Source organism: Bacteroides fragilis (assembly GCF_019583405.1).
Lineage (GTDB): Bacteria > Bacteroidota > Bacteroidia > Bacteroidales > Bacteroidaceae > Bacteroides > Bacteroides fragilis_B.
This window is the reverse complement of sequence record NZ_SZUU01000002.1, coordinates 157,294-179,310: the sequence shown is the minus strand read 5'-3', so window position 1 is coordinate 179,310 and position 22,017 is coordinate 157,294. Positions and strand designations below refer to the sequence as shown.

13 protein-coding genes are annotated in these 22,017 nt (G+C 43.2%); 11 read left to right on the top strand and 2 right to left on the bottom strand.

What is annotated here, in order from left to right; all coding sequences use genetic code 11:
- The first annotated feature begins 312 nt into the window (after nt 1–312).
- From FDF36_RS05060 to FDF36_RS05050, 3 genes are all read left to right on the top strand, one after another.
- Entirely contained in the window at nt 313–1,503 is a 1,191-nt protein-coding gene (locus FDF36_RS05060; protein ID WP_220390584.1) for an efflux RND transporter periplasmic adaptor subunit, read from the top strand.
- A 93-nt stretch (nt 1,504–1,596) separates the two neighbouring features.
- On the top strand, nt 1,597–4,743 hold the full coding sequence (locus tag FDF36_RS05055; RefSeq protein WP_220390583.1) for an efflux RND transporter permease subunit: 3,147 nt from the start codon (nt 1,597–1,599) through the stop codon (nt 4,741–4,743).
- Nucleotides 4,744–4,746: 3 nt separating this feature from the next.
- Entirely contained in the window at nt 4,747–6,123 is a 1,377-nt protein-coding gene (locus tag FDF36_RS05050) for an efflux transporter outer membrane subunit (RefSeq protein WP_220390582.1), read from the top strand.
- A 20-nt stretch (nt 6,124–6,143) separates the two neighbouring features.
- Here the strand turns inward: FDF36_RS05050 and FDF36_RS05045 are convergent, their stop codons facing one another.
- Both FDF36_RS05045 and FDF36_RS05040 read right to left on the bottom strand, forming a co-directional pair.
- Nucleotides 6,144–6,692: an RNA polymerase sigma-70 factor gene (locus FDF36_RS05045; protein ID WP_220390581.1), complete on the bottom strand. Its 549-nt coding sequence runs from the start codon at nt 6,690–6,692 to the stop codon at nt 6,144–6,146.
- 193 nt (nt 6,693–6,885) lie between these two features.
- Nucleotides 6,886–7,122, bottom strand: a complete 237-nt coding sequence (locus FDF36_RS05040) for a hypothetical protein (RefSeq protein WP_220390580.1) — start codon at nt 7,120–7,122, stop codon at nt 6,886–6,888.
- A 324-nt stretch (nt 7,123–7,446) separates the two neighbouring features.
- On the opposite strand from FDF36_RS05040, the gene FDF36_RS05035 reads away from it, so the two are divergent.
- The 8 genes from FDF36_RS05035 (at nt 7,447) to FDF36_RS05000 (ending at nt 21,981) form a co-directional block, all read left to right on the top strand.
- Complete coding sequence (locus FDF36_RS05035; RefSeq protein WP_220390579.1) at nt 7,447–8,076, top strand: FecR family protein; 630 nt, start codon at nt 7,447–7,449, stop codon at nt 8,074–8,076.
- A 37-nt stretch (nt 8,077–8,113) separates the two neighbouring features.
- Entirely contained in the window at nt 8,114–11,491 is a 3,378-nt protein-coding gene (locus FDF36_RS05030; protein ID WP_220390578.1) for a TonB-dependent receptor, read from the top strand.
- A 9-nt stretch (nt 11,492–11,500) separates the two neighbouring features.
- On the top strand, nt 11,501–13,411 hold the full coding sequence (locus FDF36_RS05025) for a RagB/SusD family nutrient uptake outer membrane protein (protein ID WP_220390577.1): 1,911 nt from the start codon (nt 11,501–11,503) through the stop codon (nt 13,409–13,411).
- A gap of 21 nt (nt 13,412–13,432) precedes the next feature.
- Nucleotides 13,433–14,329, top strand: a complete 897-nt coding sequence (locus FDF36_RS05020) for a discoidin domain-containing protein (RefSeq protein WP_220390576.1) — start codon at nt 13,433–13,435, stop codon at nt 14,327–14,329.
- Between the two features lie 181 nt (nt 14,330–14,510).
- Nucleotides 14,511–17,330 (top strand): M60 family metallopeptidase, encoded by a 2,820-nt coding sequence (locus FDF36_RS05015; protein WP_220390575.1) that lies wholly within the window; start codon nt 14,511–14,513, stop codon nt 17,328–17,330.
- Nucleotides 17,331–17,532: 202 nt separating this feature from the next.
- The gene (locus tag FDF36_RS05010; RefSeq protein ID WP_220390574.1) at nt 17,533–19,176 is read left to right on the top strand and encodes a diphosphate--fructose-6-phosphate 1-phosphotransferase; all 1,644 of its coding nucleotides are present in this window, start codon (nt 17,533–17,535) and stop codon (nt 19,174–19,176) included.
- Nucleotides 19,177–19,272: 96 nt separating this feature from the next.
- Nucleotides 19,273–20,973, top strand: coding sequence for a sialidase family protein (locus tag FDF36_RS05005; RefSeq protein WP_220390573.1), 1,701 nt, complete (start codon nt 19,273–19,275; stop codon nt 20,971–20,973).
- A gap of 150 nt (nt 20,974–21,123) precedes the next feature.
- A complete protein-coding gene (locus tag FDF36_RS05000; protein ID WP_220390572.1) occupies nt 21,124–21,981 on the top strand; it encodes a glycoside hydrolase family 25 protein in 858 nt (285 codons plus the stop codon).
- Nucleotides 21,982–22,017: the final 36 nt, after the last annotated feature.

Here is a 22,017-nt window from a genome sequence, read left to right as displayed (position 1 = left end):
GTTATTATGAATGTTACTACAAATTTATACTATTATTTGATAAATAAGTAGCGAATGCCATTAAAAGTGAAAGTTATGAAACTTATGCAGAAAAGAATTATCTTTGCGGCCCTTTTGGGGAATTATTCTACATGAATGGACATAATTCTACACTTTTGACGGATGGCAACTAAGTTCGGCAAATCGTTAAAATCGTTTTTGTGGAGCGTATGGAGGTGCTTTTGGTTAAAAAGATCGGTTTGGGTATAATTTGGTATCTGATTTGTAAAGTAGCTAATAAAGGATAAGTTAATTTTAATAATACAAACAAGCATGAGACTGTTTTTTACGAGAAAAGAGCTAAAACTGAGGAGAAAAAGAACAATTGCAGGCATCGTCTGTTTGGCCTTGGTGGCAGGCATTTACTGGATTCTGACACGACCACATAAAGTAGAGCCGGAAGTGCCGACTGTGATTGTAGAACCAGCAGAAAGAGATAATGTGGAGATTTTCGGTGAGTATGTGGGGCGTATACGTGCACAACAATTTGTGGAAGTACGGGCCCGTGTGGAGGGGTATCTGGAGAGTATGCTCTTTGCCGAGGGAACATATGTGAATAAAAATCAGGTGCTTTTTGTGATCAATCAGGATCAATATCGTGCAAAGGCAGATAAAGCACGGGCACAACTGAAGAAAGATGAAGCACAGGCATTGAAAGCAAAGCGGGATCTGGAACGTATCAAGCCTTTGTATGCCCAGAATGCGGCCAGCCAGTTAGATCTGGACAATGCGGAGGCGGCCTATGAAAGTGCGGTGGCAACCGTTGCCATGAGTGAGGCGGACCTGGCGCAGGCAGAGTTGGAGTTGGGTTATACATTGGTCCGTTCGCCGTTGTCCGGACACATCAGCGAACGTAATGTGGATTTGGGGACACTGGTGGGACCGGGTGGAAAATCGCTTCTGGCTACAGTTGTGAAGAGTGATACGGTGCTGGTGGACTTCAGCATGACTGCTCTGGATTACCTGAAGAGTAAAGAACGTAATATCAATATCGGTCAGCAGGACTCTTCCCGTTCCTGGCAGCCGAACATCACCATTACATTAGCGGATAATACGGTATATCCCTATAAAGGATATGTGGATTTTGCCGAACCTCAGGTAGATCCGCAGACCGGTACTTTTTCGGTAAGAGCAGAGATGCCGAACCCGAAACAGGTGTTGCTTCCGGGACAGTTTACGAAGGTAAAGCTGCTCTTGGATGTACGTGAAGGAGCCATTGTTGTACCGCATAAAGCGGTGACTATTGAGAAAGGCGGAGCATATATTTATGTGATGCGCAAAGATTCTACGGCAGAGAAACGGTTCATTGAGTTGGGACCTGAATTTGGTAATAAACTCGTTGTGGAGAGAGGTCTGGGGGCAGGTGAAGAAGTGGTGGTCGAAGGGTATCACAAGTTGACACCGGGAATGAAAGTGAGAGCTACCTTACCCCAGCCGTTAGCTGAGAAGAAAGAGACCGAATAACGCCCTTTTCCTGAGATAGATAAAAACGTATAATTTAAAAGAAACTCTTCCTCCCTCTCATTGGGAGAGGGGTGGGGTGAGACCTTATTGAATATGAAAGTTAGTTTTTTTATAGATAGACCTGTTTTCTCGATCGTTATCTCGATACTGATAGTCATCATCGGCATCATCGGGCTGACCATGTTGCCTGTCGACCAGTATCCGCAGATCACTCCTCCGGTAGTGAAGATCAGTGCCTCTTATCCGGGGGCCAGCGCGCTTACGGTTTCGCAGGCTGTAGCAACCCCCATCGAACAGGAGATTAACGGAACACCGGGTATGCTTTATATGGAGTCGAACAGTTCCAATTCCGGAGGTTTTTCGGCAACGGTTACTTTTGATGTTTCTGCCGATCCGGACCTGGCCGCTGTAGAAATTCAGAACCGGGTGAAGCTGGCGGAAAACCGCTTGCCGGCCGAAGTCATTCAGAACGGAATTTCCGTCGAAAAGCAGGCCCCCAGCCAGTTGATGACCCTTACATTGATGTCGTCCGATCCGAAGTTTGATGAAATTTATTTGAGTAATTTTGCGACAATTAATGTACTTGATGTAATCCGCCGTATTCCGGGAGTAGGACGTGTGTCGAATATAGGTAGCCGTTATTATGCCATGCAAATCTGGGCAGAGCCGGATAAATTGGCCAATTTCGGGCTGACTGTGCAGGATTTACAGAATGCTTTGAAAGATCAGAACCGTGAATCGGCTGCCGGTGTACTTGGACAGCAACCGGTGAAGGGACTCGATGTGACAATTCCTATCACTACACAGGGGCGTCTTTCTACTGTAGAACAATTCGAAAATATCGTGATTCGTGCCAATACAAATGGCTCTATCATTCGTCTGCGCGACGTGGCACGAGTTTCACTGGAAGCCTCTTCATACAGTACGGAGAGCGGTATCAATGGCAAGAATGCTGCCGTTTTGGGCATTTATATGCTTCCGGGTGCCAACGCAATGGAAGTAGCGAAAAGTGTTAAAGAGGCGATGGACGAAATTAGCAAAAACTTCCCTGAAGGGTTGAGCTACGAGGTTCCGTTCGATATGACGACTTATATTTCCGAGTCTATCCATGAAGTTTATAAGACTTTGTTTGAAGCATTGATCCTGGTAGTGCTCGTCGTTTATCTTTCTTTGCAGAGTTGGCGGGCTACGTTGATTCCGATTGTTGCCGTTCCTATTTCACTGATCGGTACATTTGGTTTTATGCTGATTTTCGGTTTCTCGCTGAACATACTGACATTGCTCGGGTTGATTCTTGCCATCGGTATTGTGGTGGATGATGCTATTGTAGTGGTGGAAAATGTAGAGCGTATTATGGAGGAGGAGAAGTTGCCGCCGTACGAAGCTACAAAGAAAGCCATGAACGGATTGGCAGGTGCGCTGATTGCCACTTCGCTGGTACTTTGTGCCGTATTTGTGCCGGTGAGCTTCCTCAGCGGAATTACGGGCCAACTTTACCGCCAGTTTACTATTACCATCGCTGTATCCGTACTGATTTCGACTGTTGTGGCACTGACTCTGAGTCCGGTTATGTGTTCGCTGATTCTGAAACCGGACAATGGCAAAAAGAAGAACATTGTTTTCCGTAAAATCAACCACTGGTTGAACGTGGGCAATCATAAGTATGTAATCGCTATCCGTAGGGTGATCGGCAATCCGCGTCGTGTATTGGCAGGTTTCGGAGTGGTGCTTATTGGTATTTTGTTGATTCACCGGCTGATTCCGACAAGTTTCCTTCCGGTGGAAGACCAGGGATACTTCAAGATAGAGTTGGAATTGCCTGAAGGTGCTACGCTGGAACGTACCCGGGAGGTGACGGATCGTGCTATCACTTATCTGGAAAAGAATCCCTATATAGCATATGTGCAGAATGTGACCGGAAGCAGTCCCCGTGTGGGCAGCAATCAGGCACGGAGTGAATTGACAGTTATTTTGAAGCCGTGGGAAGACCGTAAGAGTACGTCGATAGACGAGATCATGACGAGCATTCGTCGCGACCTGAGTGAGTATCCGGAATGTAAAGTTTATCTTTCTACTCCCCCTGTCATTCCTGGTTTGGGAACCTCAGGCGGTTTTGAAATGCAACTGGAAGCGCATGGGGAAGCTACTTTCGATAATTTGGTGCAGGCAGCGGATACTTTGATGTATTATGCCTCCCAACGTAAGGAGCTGACAGGGCTTTCCTCCTCACTTCAGTCGGATATCCCACAGCTCTACTTCGATGTAGACCGCGACAAAGTGAAGATGCTTGGTGTGCCTTTGGCGGATGTTTTCTCAACCATGAAAGCCTATACAGGATCCGTCTATGTGAATGACTTCAATATGTTCAACCGTATTTATAAGGTGTACATTCAGGCTGAAGCGCCTTATAGGGAACACAAGGACAATATTAACCTGTTTTTCGTGAAGGCTTCTAATGGAGCGATGATCCCGTTGACTTCGTTGGGTAATGCATCGTATACCACCGGTCCTGGTAGTATTAAACGTTTCAATATGTTCACCACTGCTGTTTTCCGAGGTGAGGCGGCGCAAGGCTACAGTTCCGGTCAGGCCATGGAGATTATGGAGCAGATTGCCCGTGACCATCTGCCTGATAACATCGGCCTGGAATGGAGTGGTCTCTCTTATCAGGAGAAAAAGGCGGGTGGGCAGACCGGATTGGTACTGGCATTAGTGTTCCTTTTTGTATTTCTCTTCCTGGCTGCACAGTATGAAAGCTGGACAGTGCCCATTGCCGTATTGCTTTCGCTGCCGGTAGCCGCTCTGGGGGCTTATCTGGGGGTATGGATTTGTGGACTGGAAAATGACGTCTATTTCCAGATAGGATTGGTGATGCTTGTCGGATTGGCGGCAAAAAATGCCATTCTGATTGTAGAGTTTGCCAAAGTGCAGGTGGATCAGGGAGGTGATTTGGTACAATCCGCCATTCACGCAGCCCAATTGCGCTTTCGTCCCATTTTGATGACCTCACTCGCATTTGTGCTGGGTATGCTTCCGATGGTATTGGCAACCGGTCCCGGTTCGGCAAGCCGTGCGGCCATCGGTACGGGAGTATTTTTTGGAATGATTTTTGCCATTGTAGTGGGTATTATCCTTGTTCCGTTCTTCTTCGTATTGGTTTATAAAACAAAAGCGAAACTGAGAAATGTGCCGAATGTGAACGTGAAGTTACCGTTCAAGTCTAAAAAGAAAATTGATTGAATTATGAAAAGAAGCTATTTATATATTACCCTCTTACTAACTGCATGGGTCTTGGGGTCTTGCAAGATAGGAAAAAGTTATGTTCGTCCCGACCTGAACTTACCCGACAGTCTGGCACAGTATCAGGATACCCTGAGCTTCGGTGACAGGGAATGGTGGCAGATTTACACAGACAGTACTCTCCGAAGCCTGATAGACCGGGCACTGGAACATAATAAAGATATGTTGATAGCCGCTGCCCGCGTCAAGGAGATGGCAGCTCAGAAACGTATCTCGACAGCAAACCTGTTGCCCGACATTAAAGGTACATTGACTGCTGAACGGGAAAACGAGAACCATGGTGGAGATGCCTTCAAGCGTAGCGATACGTTCGAAGCGCAGGTTCTTTTCTCTTGGGAACTCGACCTTTGGGGAAATCTTCGTTGGGCACGTTCAGCCAGCATTGCAGAGTATCTTCAGTCTGTTGAGGCACAACGTGCTCTTCGGATGACTATCATTGCTGAAGTAGCGCAGGCATACTATGAACTGGTAGCTCTCGATACGGAATTGGATATTGTTCGCCAAACATTGAAAGCTCGTGAAGAAGGGATGCGCCTTGCACGCATCCGTTTTGAGGGAGGGCTGACATCTGAGACTTCGTATCGTCAGTCTCAGGTCGAGTTGGCACGTACTGCAACATTGGTGCCCGATCTGGAGCGTAAAATATCCCTGAAAGAGAACGATATAGCTTTTCTTGCTGGTGAATATCCTAACAAAATTACCCGTAGCCGTTTGTTGCAGGAATTTAATTTTCCACAAGAGTTACCTGTTGGGTTACCTTCCGGACTATTGGAGCGTCGTCCTGATATCCGCCAGGCTGAACAGAAATTGATTGCTGCCAATGCCAGGGTAGGAGTGGCTTACACGAATATGTTTCCACGTATCTCACTTACCGGTGGGGTAGGGTCAGAAAGTACTGCTCTTTCCGAATTGTTGAAATCGCCTTATAGCATTATGGAAGGTGCTTTGCTTACACCTATCTTTGGTTGGGGTAAAAATCGCGCTGCCCTTAAAGCTAAGAAAGCTGCTTACGAGGCTGAAGTTCACAACTATGAAAAATCTGTCTTGACAGCTTTCAAAGAGACTCGGAATGCAATTGTGAACTTCAATAAAATCAAGGAAGTATATGATCTTCGTGCTAAATTGGAACGTTCGGCTAAGAGTTACGTGGATCTGGCACAATTACAGTATATCAATGGAGTGACGAACTATCTTGATGTGCTTGATGCCCAGCGTGGATATTTCGATGCCCAGATAGGACTTAGCAATGCGATGCGGGATGAATTGATAGCTGTAGTACAAGTGTATAAGGCTCTGGGGGGCGGATGGCAGGTACAATGACAGAATTTGGGTTTGGGGTGTTAAGCTGCCATGAACAACATAAATAAATTGAGGTTCTTTTTGAGAAATTTCAGGGCCAGATTGATATGGCGCTCTATTGCTTTTTCAGTAATAGAGAAGTGTTCTGCTATTTCTCTGTTACTCATGTGTAATTCCCTGCTCATACGAAATACTTCTTGTTGGCGGGGGGGGAGTTGCATAACAAGTTCATCGATATATTTCTTTAAATCGGCGGCATCCAACTCTCCCTCCATGTCATAAGATTCTTCGACTGCTTGTATAGCTGTTATTTTGAGGGCTGTCTCTTTGTAATACCTACGTGAATGATTGAAGATCACGTTTCGGGTTATGATAAAGAGGTAGCCTTCAAAACTTTTGTTTTCATCCAAGAAATGATGAGATTCCCATACTTTCACAAATACTTCCTGCACAATTTCCTCAATATCCATAGAGGCGGTGAAATAGAGCCTTGTGAAATTATAAACTTGTTTCCAGTAATGATTGTATAAAAAAGCAAATGCTTCCTGATCGCCATGCTTTAATTTCCTGACTGTTTCTTTTTCTTGCATCTGTTTTAGTAATTAGAGGTGCAAAAGTAATCTTTTTGTTCTAAATTGCTGCGATTTCTACAAGAATATTAAAAAATAACATTTTTTGTTTAATTTATCTTGGTGTATTATGGCTATATAATCCTATTATATGCACTTAACTGGGTAATATGTTCTTTCTCTTTATAAATAAAATAATAGCAACATATATTTATTAGATAAGTTCTAAAGGAACTATTCTTTTGTGAACTTTTATGCATTGGTTCTCGATCTTGTCCCATATCTTATTTCCAATCTCTTTTTCTACCGGAGTATTCTTATTTTCTTTCCATTGTTTTCTCATTTGTTTTTCTATTAAATTTGAATAATAGAGTTTCTTGCGTTCCTTCTTGTCCAATTGATCTGCCAATAGCTTCTTGATCAGATTAGTTTCTTTGTTACTTTTATTCATTTTAATAATTATATTTAGATTTATTTTGTGTTATCTAAAACTAAATACACAACAGCCCCATCTACCACCACATGACAAGAGCAACTTTTTTTTATAAAAGTTTCTTGACTGGTATCTATAATATACATATTGTTTGTTTTGTTGTCTATTTAAACTTCTGATATTTAGTATAATATATAATAAATTAATTAGTAATAATAACTTCTTTGTTTTTTATGTGATATAGCATTAGTTCCTTTAGAACTATGGTATATTGCTGCTTCTGTAGCTCTTGTTTTGATTGTCGGTGGACTTTGGATGCATTTAAATGAAGGTAGTACCCCGATGGATAAATATATTGAAATTACAGCTCAGAAAAGCAGAATGTATTTATTACCAGATAGTTCGAAGGTCTGGATGCAGCCGGGAAGTTCTATACGTTTTGCCGAAGATTTCAAGAAGCATCGGAATGTATGGCTGAAAGGTAATTCTTTGTTCGAAGTTCACAAAAATATGGGTAGAAAATTCAGGGTGTATATCGATAAAGCCTTTATCGAAGTGAAAGGGACTTGCTTTTTGATAAAGCAGAACAATCCCAGTGCCAATGAAATTACTTTGTTTAATGGAAGCATCGAATTTAATGTAGAATCGACTCAACATAAAATAGAGATGAAACCACTTCAGGAATTGGTATATAATCCTGCTGATGCAGGGACTCAACTAAGGCAAATAGAAAATATAGAGTGGCAAAACGGCCGTTATAATTTTACACAATTTAATTTGGAACATTTGACTAGGATTATAAACCAAATGTATGGTTCACGTATCATTATCAGCGATAAAGTGAATAAAAATTGTGCCTTTACAGGGAGTATTCGCTATGATGAATCTTTGGAAGACGTTATTGATAAAATTTGTTTTAGCCTGAATCTTCGGGAAAAAGAAATAAATCACGAGATTATTATTTACAACTAATATTTATTAACCCAATGTTAAATCTAAAAATTGAAGCATGAACAAGTTTTTATTTTCTTGTCAGAAGCGGTGTCTTAAATACATCGTTATGGCTTTGCTGCTTTATCCGCTGTCTGCACTTGCTGCGCAAGGACAGATTGTGGTTAAAGGTCGGTCTCTCACTATTCCTCAAGCCATCCGGCTCATAGAAAAAAGCAGTCAATATACTTTTTTCTATAACGCTAATGATTTGAAAAACACAAACCTAAAGAGTATTGATTGTAAGGGTTCTATTAATGACGTCCTGAACGAAGTCTTTAAAGGGAGCAATATCAGTTATGTTATTAAAGGTAATGAAGTTATTCTTAAAGTTGAAAAAACGGAAAGCACACAACAAAAAAAGGTGAAAATCATTGGTATAGTGACAGACTCGAAAACCAGTGAACCTATCATCGGTGCAACGGTTCAATTACTGGGTACCACGACAGGTGTGATTACCGATGTAGATGGTAAATTTGAATTAGCGGCATTTCCTAAAAATGAAATACAGATTTCATATATAGGATATGTTACTAAGAAAGTCAAAGTCGGTAGTCAAAAAGTAATGTCTATCACTCTTTCCGAAGACGCCCAGCAATTGGATGAAGTGGTGGTCACTGCTTTTGGTACGGGACAGAAAAAGGAGACCATCACCGGATCAATTCAATCGGTGCGTCCTTCGGATCTTCTGGTACCTTCTGCCAACCTTTCTTCTTCATTTGCCGGACGTTTGTCGGGGGTGATTGCTTATCAACGTAGTGGAGAACCAGGCAAGAACTCTGCGGATTTTTTCATTCGTGGTATTGCAACGATGAATGGAGCAACTTCTCCGTTGATAATCTTAGATGGAGTGGAAGTATCCCAGGCAGATCTGAACGCATTAGATCCTGAAGTAATTGAAAGTTTCTCCGTATTGAAAGACGCTACGGCATCGGCGATGTATGGTACTCGTGGAGCCAACGGTGTGCTTATTATCAAAACTAAATCGGGAAGTGATCTTGAAAGGCCGATCATTGGAGTACGTGTAGAAGGATATGTAAATACTCCGATTCAGAAACCGGAGGTTGTAGACGGGCCTACTTATATGCGTATGTATAATGAAGCGGTGACCAATCAGGGAACTGGGTCTGTACTTTATTCCGATGAAAGAATCAATGGTACGATCAATCATTTGAATCCTTATATTTATCCGAATGTCGACTGGTACAAAGAGGTTTTCAAAGATGCGACATTCAATCAAAAAGCCAACTTTAACGTACGTGGAGGTACTTCTAAAATCACTTATTTTATGAACCTCAACATGAGTCATGAAACAGGAATGTTGAAAGACCGTTCCAGTGATTTCTTCTCCTATAAAAATAATATAAATTATATGAAATATGCGTTTCAGAATAACGTGGATTTCCATTTGTCTAAGTCTTCTACCATTTCACTGCACCTTAATGCACAGTTGAACGACATGCATGGTCCTTTAACAACCAGCGGGGGAAATGGAGTAGGGGATATATTCGGTGCTATCATGGGGACCAATCCAGTTGACTTTCCGGTTATGTTTCCTCAGGGAAACGATGCATGGTATCATTGGGGAGGTATTCTTGCCGGTAATTATGATCCTGCCAACCCGGTAGCTCTTGCGAGTATGGGATACAAAGATACGTTTGAAAGTACGGTAGTGGCCAATATCAATTGGGATCAAAAATTGGATTTTATTACAAAGGGGTTAAGTTTCAAGGCATTGGTCTCATTTAAGAATTGGAGTTACAATCAGAAGTTCCGTCTGCAAGGATACAATAGATATCAGCTTACTGATTATAAGCAAAATGAAGATGGTTCGTATGATTTTGTTGATACTTCTATCGGAGAACCGAGCAATCATACGATGGAATCTTTTTTTGGTACGAATGGTGATCGCCGAATTTATATTCAGGGGTATTTCGATTATGAGCGTTCGTTCGGATCGCATAATGTGAGCGGTATGTTGCTCTACAATCAGGATGATTACAATACGAATGTAAACAGTACTCTTATCGGCTCGCTTCCAAAACGAAAAATGGGCGTTGCAGCACGTTTGACTTATGATTACGCTCACCGTTACATGATAGAGGTTAATGCCGGTTACAATGGTTCGGAAAGTTTTGCCAAAGGGCATCGTTGGGGATTATTCCCTTCTATATCTTTGGGATGGAACATTAGTGAAGAGAAGTTTTGGGAGTCCATAAAGCCGGTGGTTTCTAATTTTAAGATACGTGGTTCGTATGGTCTGGTAGGTAATGATGCGATCGGTAGCGACCGTTTTGCTTATTTAGCCATTGTGAACTTGACCAACAGCCCGAGCTATACGACAGGATACGGGGGAAATAAAATTACATTGGCAGGACCTACTTACGACCGTTTTCAGAACAATGATCTTACTTGGGAAATTGGTCATAAGTTGAATGTGGGTGCTGATTTACAGTTCTTTAATTCACTGAATTTGACTATTGATGGGTTCCGGGAGATCAGAGATAATATTTTCCAACAAAAGAATTCGATACCGAATTACTTTGGAACTGCCAATACTAAAATCTATGGTAACTTCGCCAAGGTGAAGAATAGTGGAATCGATCTTGCCTTGGATTATGGTAAGTCGGTCAACCGGGATTTATCTATCCAGTTCAAAGGGACCTTTACGTATGCGCATAATGAAGTATTGGCATACGATGAAGCTGAGGGACTGCGTCCTGCTTTGTCGCAGGTTGGAAGGAGCCTAAATACCTATTTAGGTTATGTAGCGGACGGGTTGTATATTGACGAAGCAGATATTCGGAACAGCCCTCAGTCGACTCTCGGTAATATAGCGATCGCTCCGGGAGATGTGAAATTTGTAGACCAACCGGATGCTGACGGTAAGTATGATGGGAAAATTACATCAGATGACAGGGTTCAATTAGGCTATCCTACGGTTCCGGAGATTATCTATGGCTTTGGCCCTTCTATTAGATGGAAAGATTGGGATTTCTCTTTCTTCTTTCAAGGACAGACACATGTATCGTTGATGATGAGTGGATTCGAGCCTTTTGGAACCCAAGGTAAGAGTAATGTTTTGAAATGGATTAAGGATGATTATTGGAGCAAAGATAATCAGAATCCGAATGCGCGCTATCCGAGATTGACCCAATACAATAACCAAAACAACATGCAGGCCTCTTCTTATTGGCTGCGTGATGCTTCGTTTCTGAAATTGAGAAATGCGGAAATCGGGTATAGCTTCAAATGGGCGAGAATTTATGTGAATGGAAGTAACTTGTTGACTTTCTCTCCATTTAAATTATGGGATCCTGAAATGGGTGGGGGTGCCGGTATGAGCTATCCGACACAACGCACGTTCAATGTTGGTATTCAATTAACTTTTAAATAATTTAGACGTATGAAAATAGCATATAAACTCCTGTTTCTACTTTTTCTGATATTGGGATATAGTTCCTGTCAGTTTTTGGATATTGTTCCGGACGAAATAACGACCGAAGATGATGCATTTAAGGATCGGAATGCAGCTAAGAACTATGTTTATTCGTGTTACGGTTATCTGCCACAAAGTAATATAGCGCAGGGAAGTCTTGATCTGCTGACTGGAGATGAGGTGATTACAGCTTTTGAGCATGAAACGTTTGCCTCTTTTCCGAAAGGGAATTATACGGCTTCCAATCCGGTGATTTCTTATTGGAATACATTTTTTCAGGGATTACGCCAATGCTACTTGTTTTTAGCAAACGTAGATAAAGTACCCGATCTGACTGAAAGTGTTAAAACCGACTATATTGCACAGATCAAATTCTTGATCGCTTATTATCATTATCAGCTGGCACGTTGTTACGGACCGATCATCCTGATCAAAGAACTGCCGGATGTAAGTGTTTCTCAAGCAGACTATTTACCGCGAACTTCGTATGACGAATGTGTAGAGTGGATATGTAATTTATTGGATGAAGCAGCACAATCATTGCCTCCCGTACGTACTAATAAAGAAGATTACGGATTGGCAACCAGTGTGGCCGCTAAGGCAGTTAAAGCGAAAATGTTACTCTACGCAGCCTCTCCGTTATTTAACGGTAACTCTAAATTTTATGATGATTTTAAAGATAAGCTGGGTAATTTATTGATGCCCGTTACATACGATCCTAATAAATGGATAAAAGCAAAAAATGCCATTAAAGAAGCGATTGATCTTGCGGAGCAGAATGGGCATGCTTTGTATACGAAACAAGACTATAAGATGGGCAACGAGGATGCAAATCCCTATCCGGCAGCCGGTCCGGTGAGATGTCTTCGAACCAGTTTGGTCGATTGGGACTCACGCAATCCGGAAGTCCTTCTTGCAGAAACCCGTAACGAAGGTTCATACGGTATACAGAATAAATCATTACCATTTGTGACTGATGGATGGGCGTGGAATGGGATTGGACCGACGTGGGCCATGTTGAATCGCTTCTATACCAAGAATGGTTTGCCTTGGGACGAAGATCCGGCGTATAAAGATAGAGATAAATTGAAGATAGTCAATGTGGATGCGGCACATGCTGATGAAGCACATGAAGGGAGCAAAACAATTGAATTCAATCTGGAGCGTGAACCTCGTTTTTATGCCTGGATAGCTTTTCAGGGAGGATATTACGAAGTGATGAATGGTTCAACTAATCCTGCTTATGTTATGAGCAATGGAAAGAAAGACAACTCAGACAGCAGATTAATATGTGATTTTGTATTAGGCGGTAACTGTAGTCGTGGTACGGCTACCGTGCAGCGATCGGGTAACTATACACCAAGTGGTTATCTGAATAAAAAAGGGGTTGACCCTAATACGGTTGTTTCTACCAACTCTACGAATTTGAACCAGTATCCTTGGCCTATTATTCGCCTTGCCGACCTGTATTTGGCATATGCCGAGGCGTGTGTGGAAACCAATGATTTAGAAACTGCCAAACAGTATCTGAATAAAGTAAGAGAGCGTGCCGGTATTCCTACGGTAGAAAAGTCGTGGAGTGGCATTGCTACATTAGATCAGGCGAAGCTTCGTCAGATTGTTCGTCAGGAGAGAATGAACGAACTTTATTTAGAAAACCAGAATTTTTGGGATATGCGCCGTTGGCTGCTGGCTGAACAATATTTTAATGTCAAAGCTAAAGGGTTGAATATAGCTGCTACTACCATAGAAGATTATGCGATAGTGAAGACGATTGACTTTGAGCGTAAGTTTGAGGCGCCGACTCAATATCTGTTGCCTATACCTTCTACCGATATTAACAGAAATGAAAAATTGGTAAACAATCCGGGTTATTAATCTTTTTAAAGAGAAATGAAAATGAAAAAAATACTGTTTGGCCTATGTGTGATACTGGGCCTGATAAATATGACCGGGTGCTCCAGCGATGAGAAGTATCCTATGCCGACTAATATAGATCAGAGTTCACTTTCGGCTGAAGCCAAAGCTGGTGCCATTAAATTGAAATGGACCGTACCCGCCGATTCTAATTATTATTATGTGAAGGTGACTTATACATTACCTGAAGATGGGAAGAAATGCATGAGACTGGCAAGTGTGAATAGTGATACCATGTTGGTAGACAATCTGTTGCATCGGTATGGTGATATTAACTTTACGTTGCAACCTTGCAATCGTGGCGGTGAAGGTTCACAGAGTTGCAGTATAACAGCACGAGCCCTTCCTGCACCGAAGCAGATTAAAACAGATCGAAAGGCTATAACCTTGTCTGCTAAACAGTTGTATACAGATGACCAGGAGAGTAGTGAAGGACCTATCGCAAATCTGGTGGATGGGAAGAATGACACTTATTTCCATATGTCATGGAGCAGTCCTACACCTTTTCCTCATTATATCGTGGTCGATTTGGGTGAAGATAATTCCTTGTCCACTTTCTTGTTCTCTTATGTTTGTCGCGACAATAACAATAAAGACAATCCCAAGGAGATGGATGTTCTGGGCAGTAATACTTTTGATGGGAAGAATTATGATGAGAGCCAGACGACTTTATTGGCATCTTTGAGTAATTTGCCTAATACAAAAGCTGCGTCTTACGAATCGGATATAATAAAAGCCGGTGTATCTTACCGTTATCTTTGGTTTAAGGTGAAATCTTCTACAAGCGGTTCCAATTGGGTTGCATTGGCCGAACTCGGTCTTTCTAAGGTAATTGTGAAAACCTATGATCCGGAAACCGGAGAGACTACCATTGAGTAAAGCAAAATTCAATAGGTGCTTATATAATGTAGTGTGAATTTGGCACCTGTGGCTGTCAGATTGATGCTAAATACGAGAATCAAGTAATTATTAAAAAGGAAATACAAGTGAAGTCTTTTATTAGAACAAAATTTGTATTTCCTTTGTTTTATTTATCCTATGTTTAATTTACCCTAATAACATGAAGAAACATCTAATTCTAATGATTTCTGCAGCAATTATACCTCTGCTGCTGTATGCTTGTTCTGCTGAAGAAGAAAAAGCGTTAATATCGACGACTCTTGAGGTGGCGCAGTCTGCCATCGATTTTAAAAGTGATGCAGGAACCCGTGATATCGCTATTGTCACCAATGCCGATCATTGGACGGCCCGGTCTGATAAAGACTGGTGTTCGGTTGCTGTCAACGGAAGTACATTGACGGTAAATGTGTCTGGATATGATGGAAAAGAAACCAGGGAGGCAGCAATCAAAGTTACTGCCGATGGATTGGTAGAGACTGTTAACGTACGTCAATTGGGATCAGAGCCTGCTATTTTGATATCCCAACAGATCTTTACCGTTGAGGCCAGTGGCAGTGATATCGCATTCGATGTAACTACAAATGTTTCGGTAACTATCACATTGCCGGAATGGATCAAAGAGAAACCGGCAAATACACGTGCATCCGAAATGGTGACTACGACGCATAATTACATTGTTGCGGCCAATCCGGAAGATAATGAACGCACGGGCAATATCACCGTGAAAGAGGTCGGCGGAAAACTTGAAGCCTTGGTATCTGTTGCTCAAAAAGGATTGGGAGAATATGAATCCGGAAATCTGGAGGATATCAAAGACGATATTAAAGTTCCGGTAGAATCAGGTGAGGCAAGTTCTTTCCAGGGAGGCTCGAATATTGATAAATCATTCGATGGTGATATGAACACTATTTACCATTCCAACTGGAATAACGCAGGAGATCATTATTTCCCTATCACGCTGACTTATAATTTTGCTGCCGGTTCGGATATGGATTATTTTATATATTATCCCCGTACTTCCGGACCGAATGGTAACTTTAAAGAAGTGGAAATCCGTGTAAAGTCAAATGCGAATACCAGAGGGACCGATGAATGGAATACAGTGATGACTAAAAACTTCGGGGGGACGAATGCCGCAGTCCGTGTTAATTTTCCGAAGGCACAAATCGGAGTCACGTCGGTTCAGTTTATTGTCAAGTCAGGATCGGGAGACGGACAGGGATTTGCAGCTTGTGCCGAGATGGAATTTTATAAAAAGAATCCGGATGCATTTGATCCGCTCACCCTTTTCACCGATGGCACATGCTCTGAATTGAAAACCGGGCTTACCGATGAAGAAATAGAGAACTGTCCTTATTCATTCTACAAGAACATAGCTTATTATATGAAGCAGGGTAAATATCCGACAGAATTCCGTATTCAGGAATATAAGGCTTGGCCCCATCCGGACGCCCAGTCAGAAACACATAAGACCAGTCCTTACAGCCTGCGTGATAATCCTACGGGAATTTCGGTTAAAGATGGAGAGCAACTGATGATTTTTGTCGGTGATACACACGGGCAGACTGTCAGTGCGGTGATTCAGAATCTTGATGTTCCCGGTGGTGATGGTTTCGGGGGAACTTCTTATCCGTTGTCTGAAGGAGCCAACAAGATTACGGCCCGGAATAAAGGATTAATGTATATCTTGTATCACACTCCTGACTATGAAACCGCTCAGCCTGTAAAGATACATATCGCTTCCGGACAAGTAAACGGTTATTTTGATGTAGCTAAACATAAGGCTTCCGATTGGAATAAATTATTGAGCAATGCAGTAGATAAATATTTTGATGTAGTGGGACATTATGCACACCTCACATTTCCTACCGAACGTTTCCGTACTCACACTCCCGACGGAAAAGCATTGATCGATGCTTATGATCAGATTGTGAATTCAGAGATGGAACTGATGGGGCTGTATAAGTATAACAAACTGTTTAAAAACCGTATGTATCTGCATGTGATGTATACCAGTTATATGTATGCCACCAGCTATCACACCGCATACAATGATGGTACACTGGCGGAACTTTGTAATGTGGATAAACTGAAAACTTCCGCATGCTGGGGACCTGCACATGAAATAGGACATTGCAACCAGACACGTCCCGGATTAAAATGGCTGGGAACTACGGAAGTGACGAATAATATTATGTCGGAATATATTCAGACTACGATCTTCGGTCAACCTTCTCGCTTGCAGACCGAAGATATGGGAGACGGCAGCCGTAACCGTTACTCCAAAGCCTGGACTCAAATCATTGCGGCAGGTGCCCCACATGGAAACTTTGGAAGTGACAGCGATGTTTTCTGCAAACTCGTTCCTTTCTGGCAATTGGAGCTTTATTTCGGCAAAGTGCTTGGAAGGACACCGCTTCAGCAAACCGACAAAGGAGGATTCTATCCGGATGTGTATGAGTATATCCGGACGCATGATAATCTGAAGACTGCCGGAGAACAACAAACCGAGTTCGTGTATATCTGTAGTTTAGTAGCTAAAGCCAATTTGTTGGATTTCTTCACGAAATGGGGATTTCTGACCCCGGTAGATGTTACTCTGGACGATTATGGAGTTGGAAAGCTCACTGTTACTCAAACGCGTATCGATGAGATAAAGAAGCGTGTAGAAGCTTTGGGATATCCGAAACCGGATGTTGCCTTGGAGTATATAACAGATAATTCGGTAGAACTCTATAAAACCAAACCTGGAATTATATCCGGAACAGCTACGCGAAGCGGTTCGACATTTACCATGACCAATTGGAAGAATGTGGTGGCTTATGAAGTTGTGGATGAAACGGGCAGAAAGGTTTGTATCTCCGACGGAGTATTGGCACCGTCCGGTACTGCCACGTTTACCATGAAAACAGCCTGGAAGGACGGCTTCAAAGTGTATGCCGTCTCTGCTACGGGCGACAAGACAGCGGTAACGTTTTAAAGAGGAAGTAAGATATACCGTTAAGTAGCCGGCAAGGGCACAGAGTTCAAATCATTGATTTTAACTCTGTGCCTTTCGTCTGCTCGTGGCATATCCGCAGAGAACAAAATCACCATTTTCTTTCATAATTCGGAAAAAAACACGAAATTTGCGACGCTTTTAAGTTCGAATTACTAACACCTTTAAATATAAGATAAAGAAAATGACTAAAAGTGCATTGCAAATTGCCAGGGCTGCTTACCAGCCCAAACTTCCGAAAGCGCTGAAAGGCTCAGTAAAAGCAGTTGAAGGCGCAGCTACACAATCTGTAGCCGATCAGGAAGCTATCCAGAAACTGTTCCCGAACACTTACGGAATGCCGTTGATTAAATTTGAAGAAGGTGAAGCTATCCAGCTCCCCGCTATGAATGTAGGTGTTATCCTTTCAGGAGGACAGGCTCCGGGCGGACATAACGTAATCTCTGGTCTGTTCGATGGTATCAAGACACTGAACAAAGACAACAAGCTGTACGGCTTTATTCTGGGCCCCGGTGGATTGGTTGACCATAATTACATGGAACTGACTGCCGATATCATCGATGAATACCGTAATACAGGTGGTTTCGACATTATTGGTTCGGGACGTACCAAACTGGAAACTCCGGAACAATTTGAAAAAGGGCTGGAGATTATCAATAAATTGGGTATCAAAGCACTGGTAATCATTGGTGGTGACGACTCTAATACAAATGCCTGCGTTTTGGCCGAATACTATGCTGCCAAGAATGCCGGTGTACAGGTGATCGGTTGTCCGAAAACTATCGACGGTGACTTGAAGAACGATATGATTGAAACTTCTTTCGGTTTTGATACTGCATGTAAGGTATACTCAGAGGTGATTGGTAACATCCAGCGCGACTGTAACTCTGCACGTAAATACTGGCACTTCATCAAACTGATGGGTCGTTCGGCTTCTCACATTGCACTGGAATGTGCTTTGCAGGTTCAGCCTAACGTATGTATCATCTCTGAAGAAGTAGAAGCGAAGGATATGTCATTAGACGATGTAGTAACTTACATTGCCAAGATCGTAGCCGAACGTGCTGCTCAAGGCAACAACTTCGGTACTGTGCTGATTCCTGAAGGTCTGGTTGAGTTTATTCCGGCTATGAAACGCCTGATCGCTGAGTTGAACGACTTCCTTGCTGCTAATGCGGTTGAGTTCGCCAACATCAAACGTTCTCGTCAGCGTGAATATATCATCAGCAAGCTGTCAAAAGAAAATGCTGATATCTATGCAAGCCTTCCCGAAGGTGTGGCACGTCAGCTTTCTCTGGACCGTGACCCCCATGGAAACGTACAGGTATCATTGATCGAAACAGAAAAACTGTTGTCTGAAATGGTAGGAACAAAACTGGCTCAGTGGAAAGAAGAAGGTAAATATGTAGGTAAATTTGCTGCACAGCACCACTTCTTCGGCTACGAAGGACGTTGCGCTGCTCCGTCAAATTACGATGCTGACTACTGTTACTCACTGGGTTATACAGCTTCTATGTTGATTGCTAACGGCAAGACCGGTTACATGTCATCTGTGCGTAATACAACTGCTCCTGCTGCCGAATGGATCGCAGGCGGTGTACCTATTACGATGATGATGAACATGGAACGTCGTCACGGTGAAATGAAACCGGTAATCCAGAAAGCATTGGTGAAACTGGACGGAAAACCGTTCCTGACATTCGCTGCTAAACGCGATCAGTGGGCGCTGACTACGGACTACGTTTATCCGGGTCCGATTCAATACTTCGGTCCGACAGAAGTTTGCGACCAGCCGACTAAGACACTGCAGTTGGAGCAGGCTAAATAAGCTTTTCCCCGCATTACAATAGTAGAAACCCATCGGGGCGGATTGATTCAATTCCGTTCGGTGGGTTTTTAGTTCATCAGAATATCCCTATTTTATATGAAACGACTTTCTACCCTATGTCTGCTGGCAGCCGGCTTTTTCATTCCCGGACAGGCACAGCAGTCCCTTCCTCCAGTGCTTGATTCGCTTCGCGCTCCCTTGAAAGTGGCTACACCTCCTTCCGATGCTTATATCGGCTTGTCGCTTCTCGATAACGGTGAGATCAGACACTATAATTATGGAGAACAGGCTGTAGCAGGAACGGTCTATTTGTCCAGTACTGATCATGGCCTGACCTGGAAACGGGTAAACCGTCCCAAAGAAATGCCTTTTGCCGATCGTCAGAGTCCTGTCAGTAAGGAGTATATTCGTCTGGTAGATATGGGAACAATGGGTGTATATTGCATTCGTACTTCCGGAGGGTTGACAGGAGGACGTACTCTTACAAAAGTGTCCGATCGCAGTTCCATCATGATTAAACCACCTGTATTTATCCGAAACGGTAAACGTATTGTCGTGGCTGCTCACGGAGGGGTAACACCGAAAGGGTGCTATACCTATTTTTCCGATGATGACGGTCTGACCTGGAAGTGCTCGAATACAGTCATATCTCCCGATCATCAGGGAGGAGGCTTTCATAAAGGTATCCGTTGGAATCACGGTGCCGTTGAACCTACTGTAGTCGAATTGAGGGACGGGACTCTCTGGATGTTGATGCGTACTTCACAAGACCGCCATTATCAGGCTTTCTCTCAGGACGGCGGACAAACTTGGAGCGAATCGGAACCGTCGCCTTTTTATGGTACCATCACGATGTCTACTTTGGGGCGGTTGGTCGACGGACGACTACTGCTTTTTTGGTGCAACACGACTCCTCTTCCCGAAAAGGAGGGTACAAACGGCGTTTGGGATGATGTTTTCACTAATCGTGACGTGACTCACGTGGCGATTTCTGATGATGATGGAAAGACTTGGAAGGGGTTTCGCGAACTTTACATGGATCCTATGCGCAATGATACCGACTACGCCATTAATGGCGGCGGGATTGACCGTGGCGTTCATCAGGCACAGTTTGTAGAAGTAGCTCCGGGCAAAGTTCTGGCATCCATCGGTCAACATCCTCTTCATCGTGCCATAATGATGTTCGATGTGAATTGGTTGTACGAGAAGAGTCGCTTCAACAACTTTACCGACTCTCTTTCACAATGGAGTACATTCAATTACATTGACGGTATTAAAGGGCACTGTGCTTACAATCGCATACAGGGCTGCATGCTTGAACCCCATCCCCAGAAGGAGGGGCGACAAGTTCTTCATTTGATTTATCGGCCGGATGCTTCACTGGTGGCAGATACGCGTGGTGCGGTATGGAACTTTCCTGCTATGAAGAAAGGAACATTTACCGTCAGTTTACGTATTCCAGAGGGGAGTCATTCGGTTTCGTTGTTACTGAATGATCGCTGGATGAATCCTTCTGATACCGTAGCCCGCTACGAGTCTATGTATGAACTTCCACTGACGCGTAAGCAACTCGGAGTGAAAGACGACCGTTGGCATGAGGTTTCTTTGGAATGGGATTTATCGCAGAAGCGTCCGCAGGCACGTATCCGGGTAGATGGACGGCTTCGTCCGTTGTTCCTTCCACTCAAGAACGAATCGCAGAATGGAATTAGTTATGTTCATTTCATCGCTCCTCCTGCTGAGCCCAATCCGGGTGTTTACCTGGAGTGGGTGAAGGCGGAAGTACTGAACCGATAACGGAAATGAATTCCAAAATAGCTTACCACAGAGTACATAGAGGGCACAGAGTCTTAATATCATGTTTATAAGTATATCTGAAAAATATATCCTCTGTACCCTCTATGTACTCTGCAGTGAATCTATTCAATCCCCAATAAACCAAAGCCAATGAAGTCTTCACGAAATACTTCTATCCCCAACAAATCCGCTTCCGCCCGTCGTACATCGACACGGAAGACGAAAGCGAAGAAGAAAACTGTTCGTACTATGCCTGTCTGGATGCGCAATACTCTTGCGCTTATTGTAGTCGGTGTATTCTCTCTCGCTTTCTATTATTTCGTTATACGCCCTTATTCTTATCGTTGGAAGGAGTGCTACGGACGGAAGGAATATGGCGTTTGCATCCCTTGTGGCTATGAGGTGCATGGCATCGATATCTCCCATTATCAGGGGAACATCGACTGGAAGGAGTTGAAACAAAACAGAGAAACGGATTTTCCGCTTCACTTTATTTTTATGAAAGCCACCGAGGGAGGAGATCATGGTGACGATACTTTCAAAGACAACTTCGAACAGGCACGTCGCCATGGCTTTATTCGTGGGGCCTACCATTTCTTCACTCCACGTACGGATGCCTTGAAGCAGGCGGACTTTTTTATCCGTACCGTGAAACTCGATAGTGGAGATTTGCCTCCGGTGCTCGATGTCGAACTGACAGGCAAAAGGCCTAAAAAAGAGTTGCAACAAAATATTAAGAAATGGCTCGACCGGGTGGAGGCACATTATGGTGTAAAACCTATTCTCTACACTTCTTATAAATTCAAGACCCGCTATCTGGACGACTCGCTTTTCAATGCTTATCCCTACTGGATAGCCCACTATTACGTTGATTCGGTGAGGTACGAAGGTAAATGGCACTTCTGGCAGCACACTGATATCGGAAGTGTGCCCGGTATCCATCACGATGTAGATTTGAACGTATTCAACGGTTCGCTCGAAGAGCTGAGGAAGATGACGATGAGATGAACTTTACCCTCTTTCCCTGCGTTATATTTCTAAAAA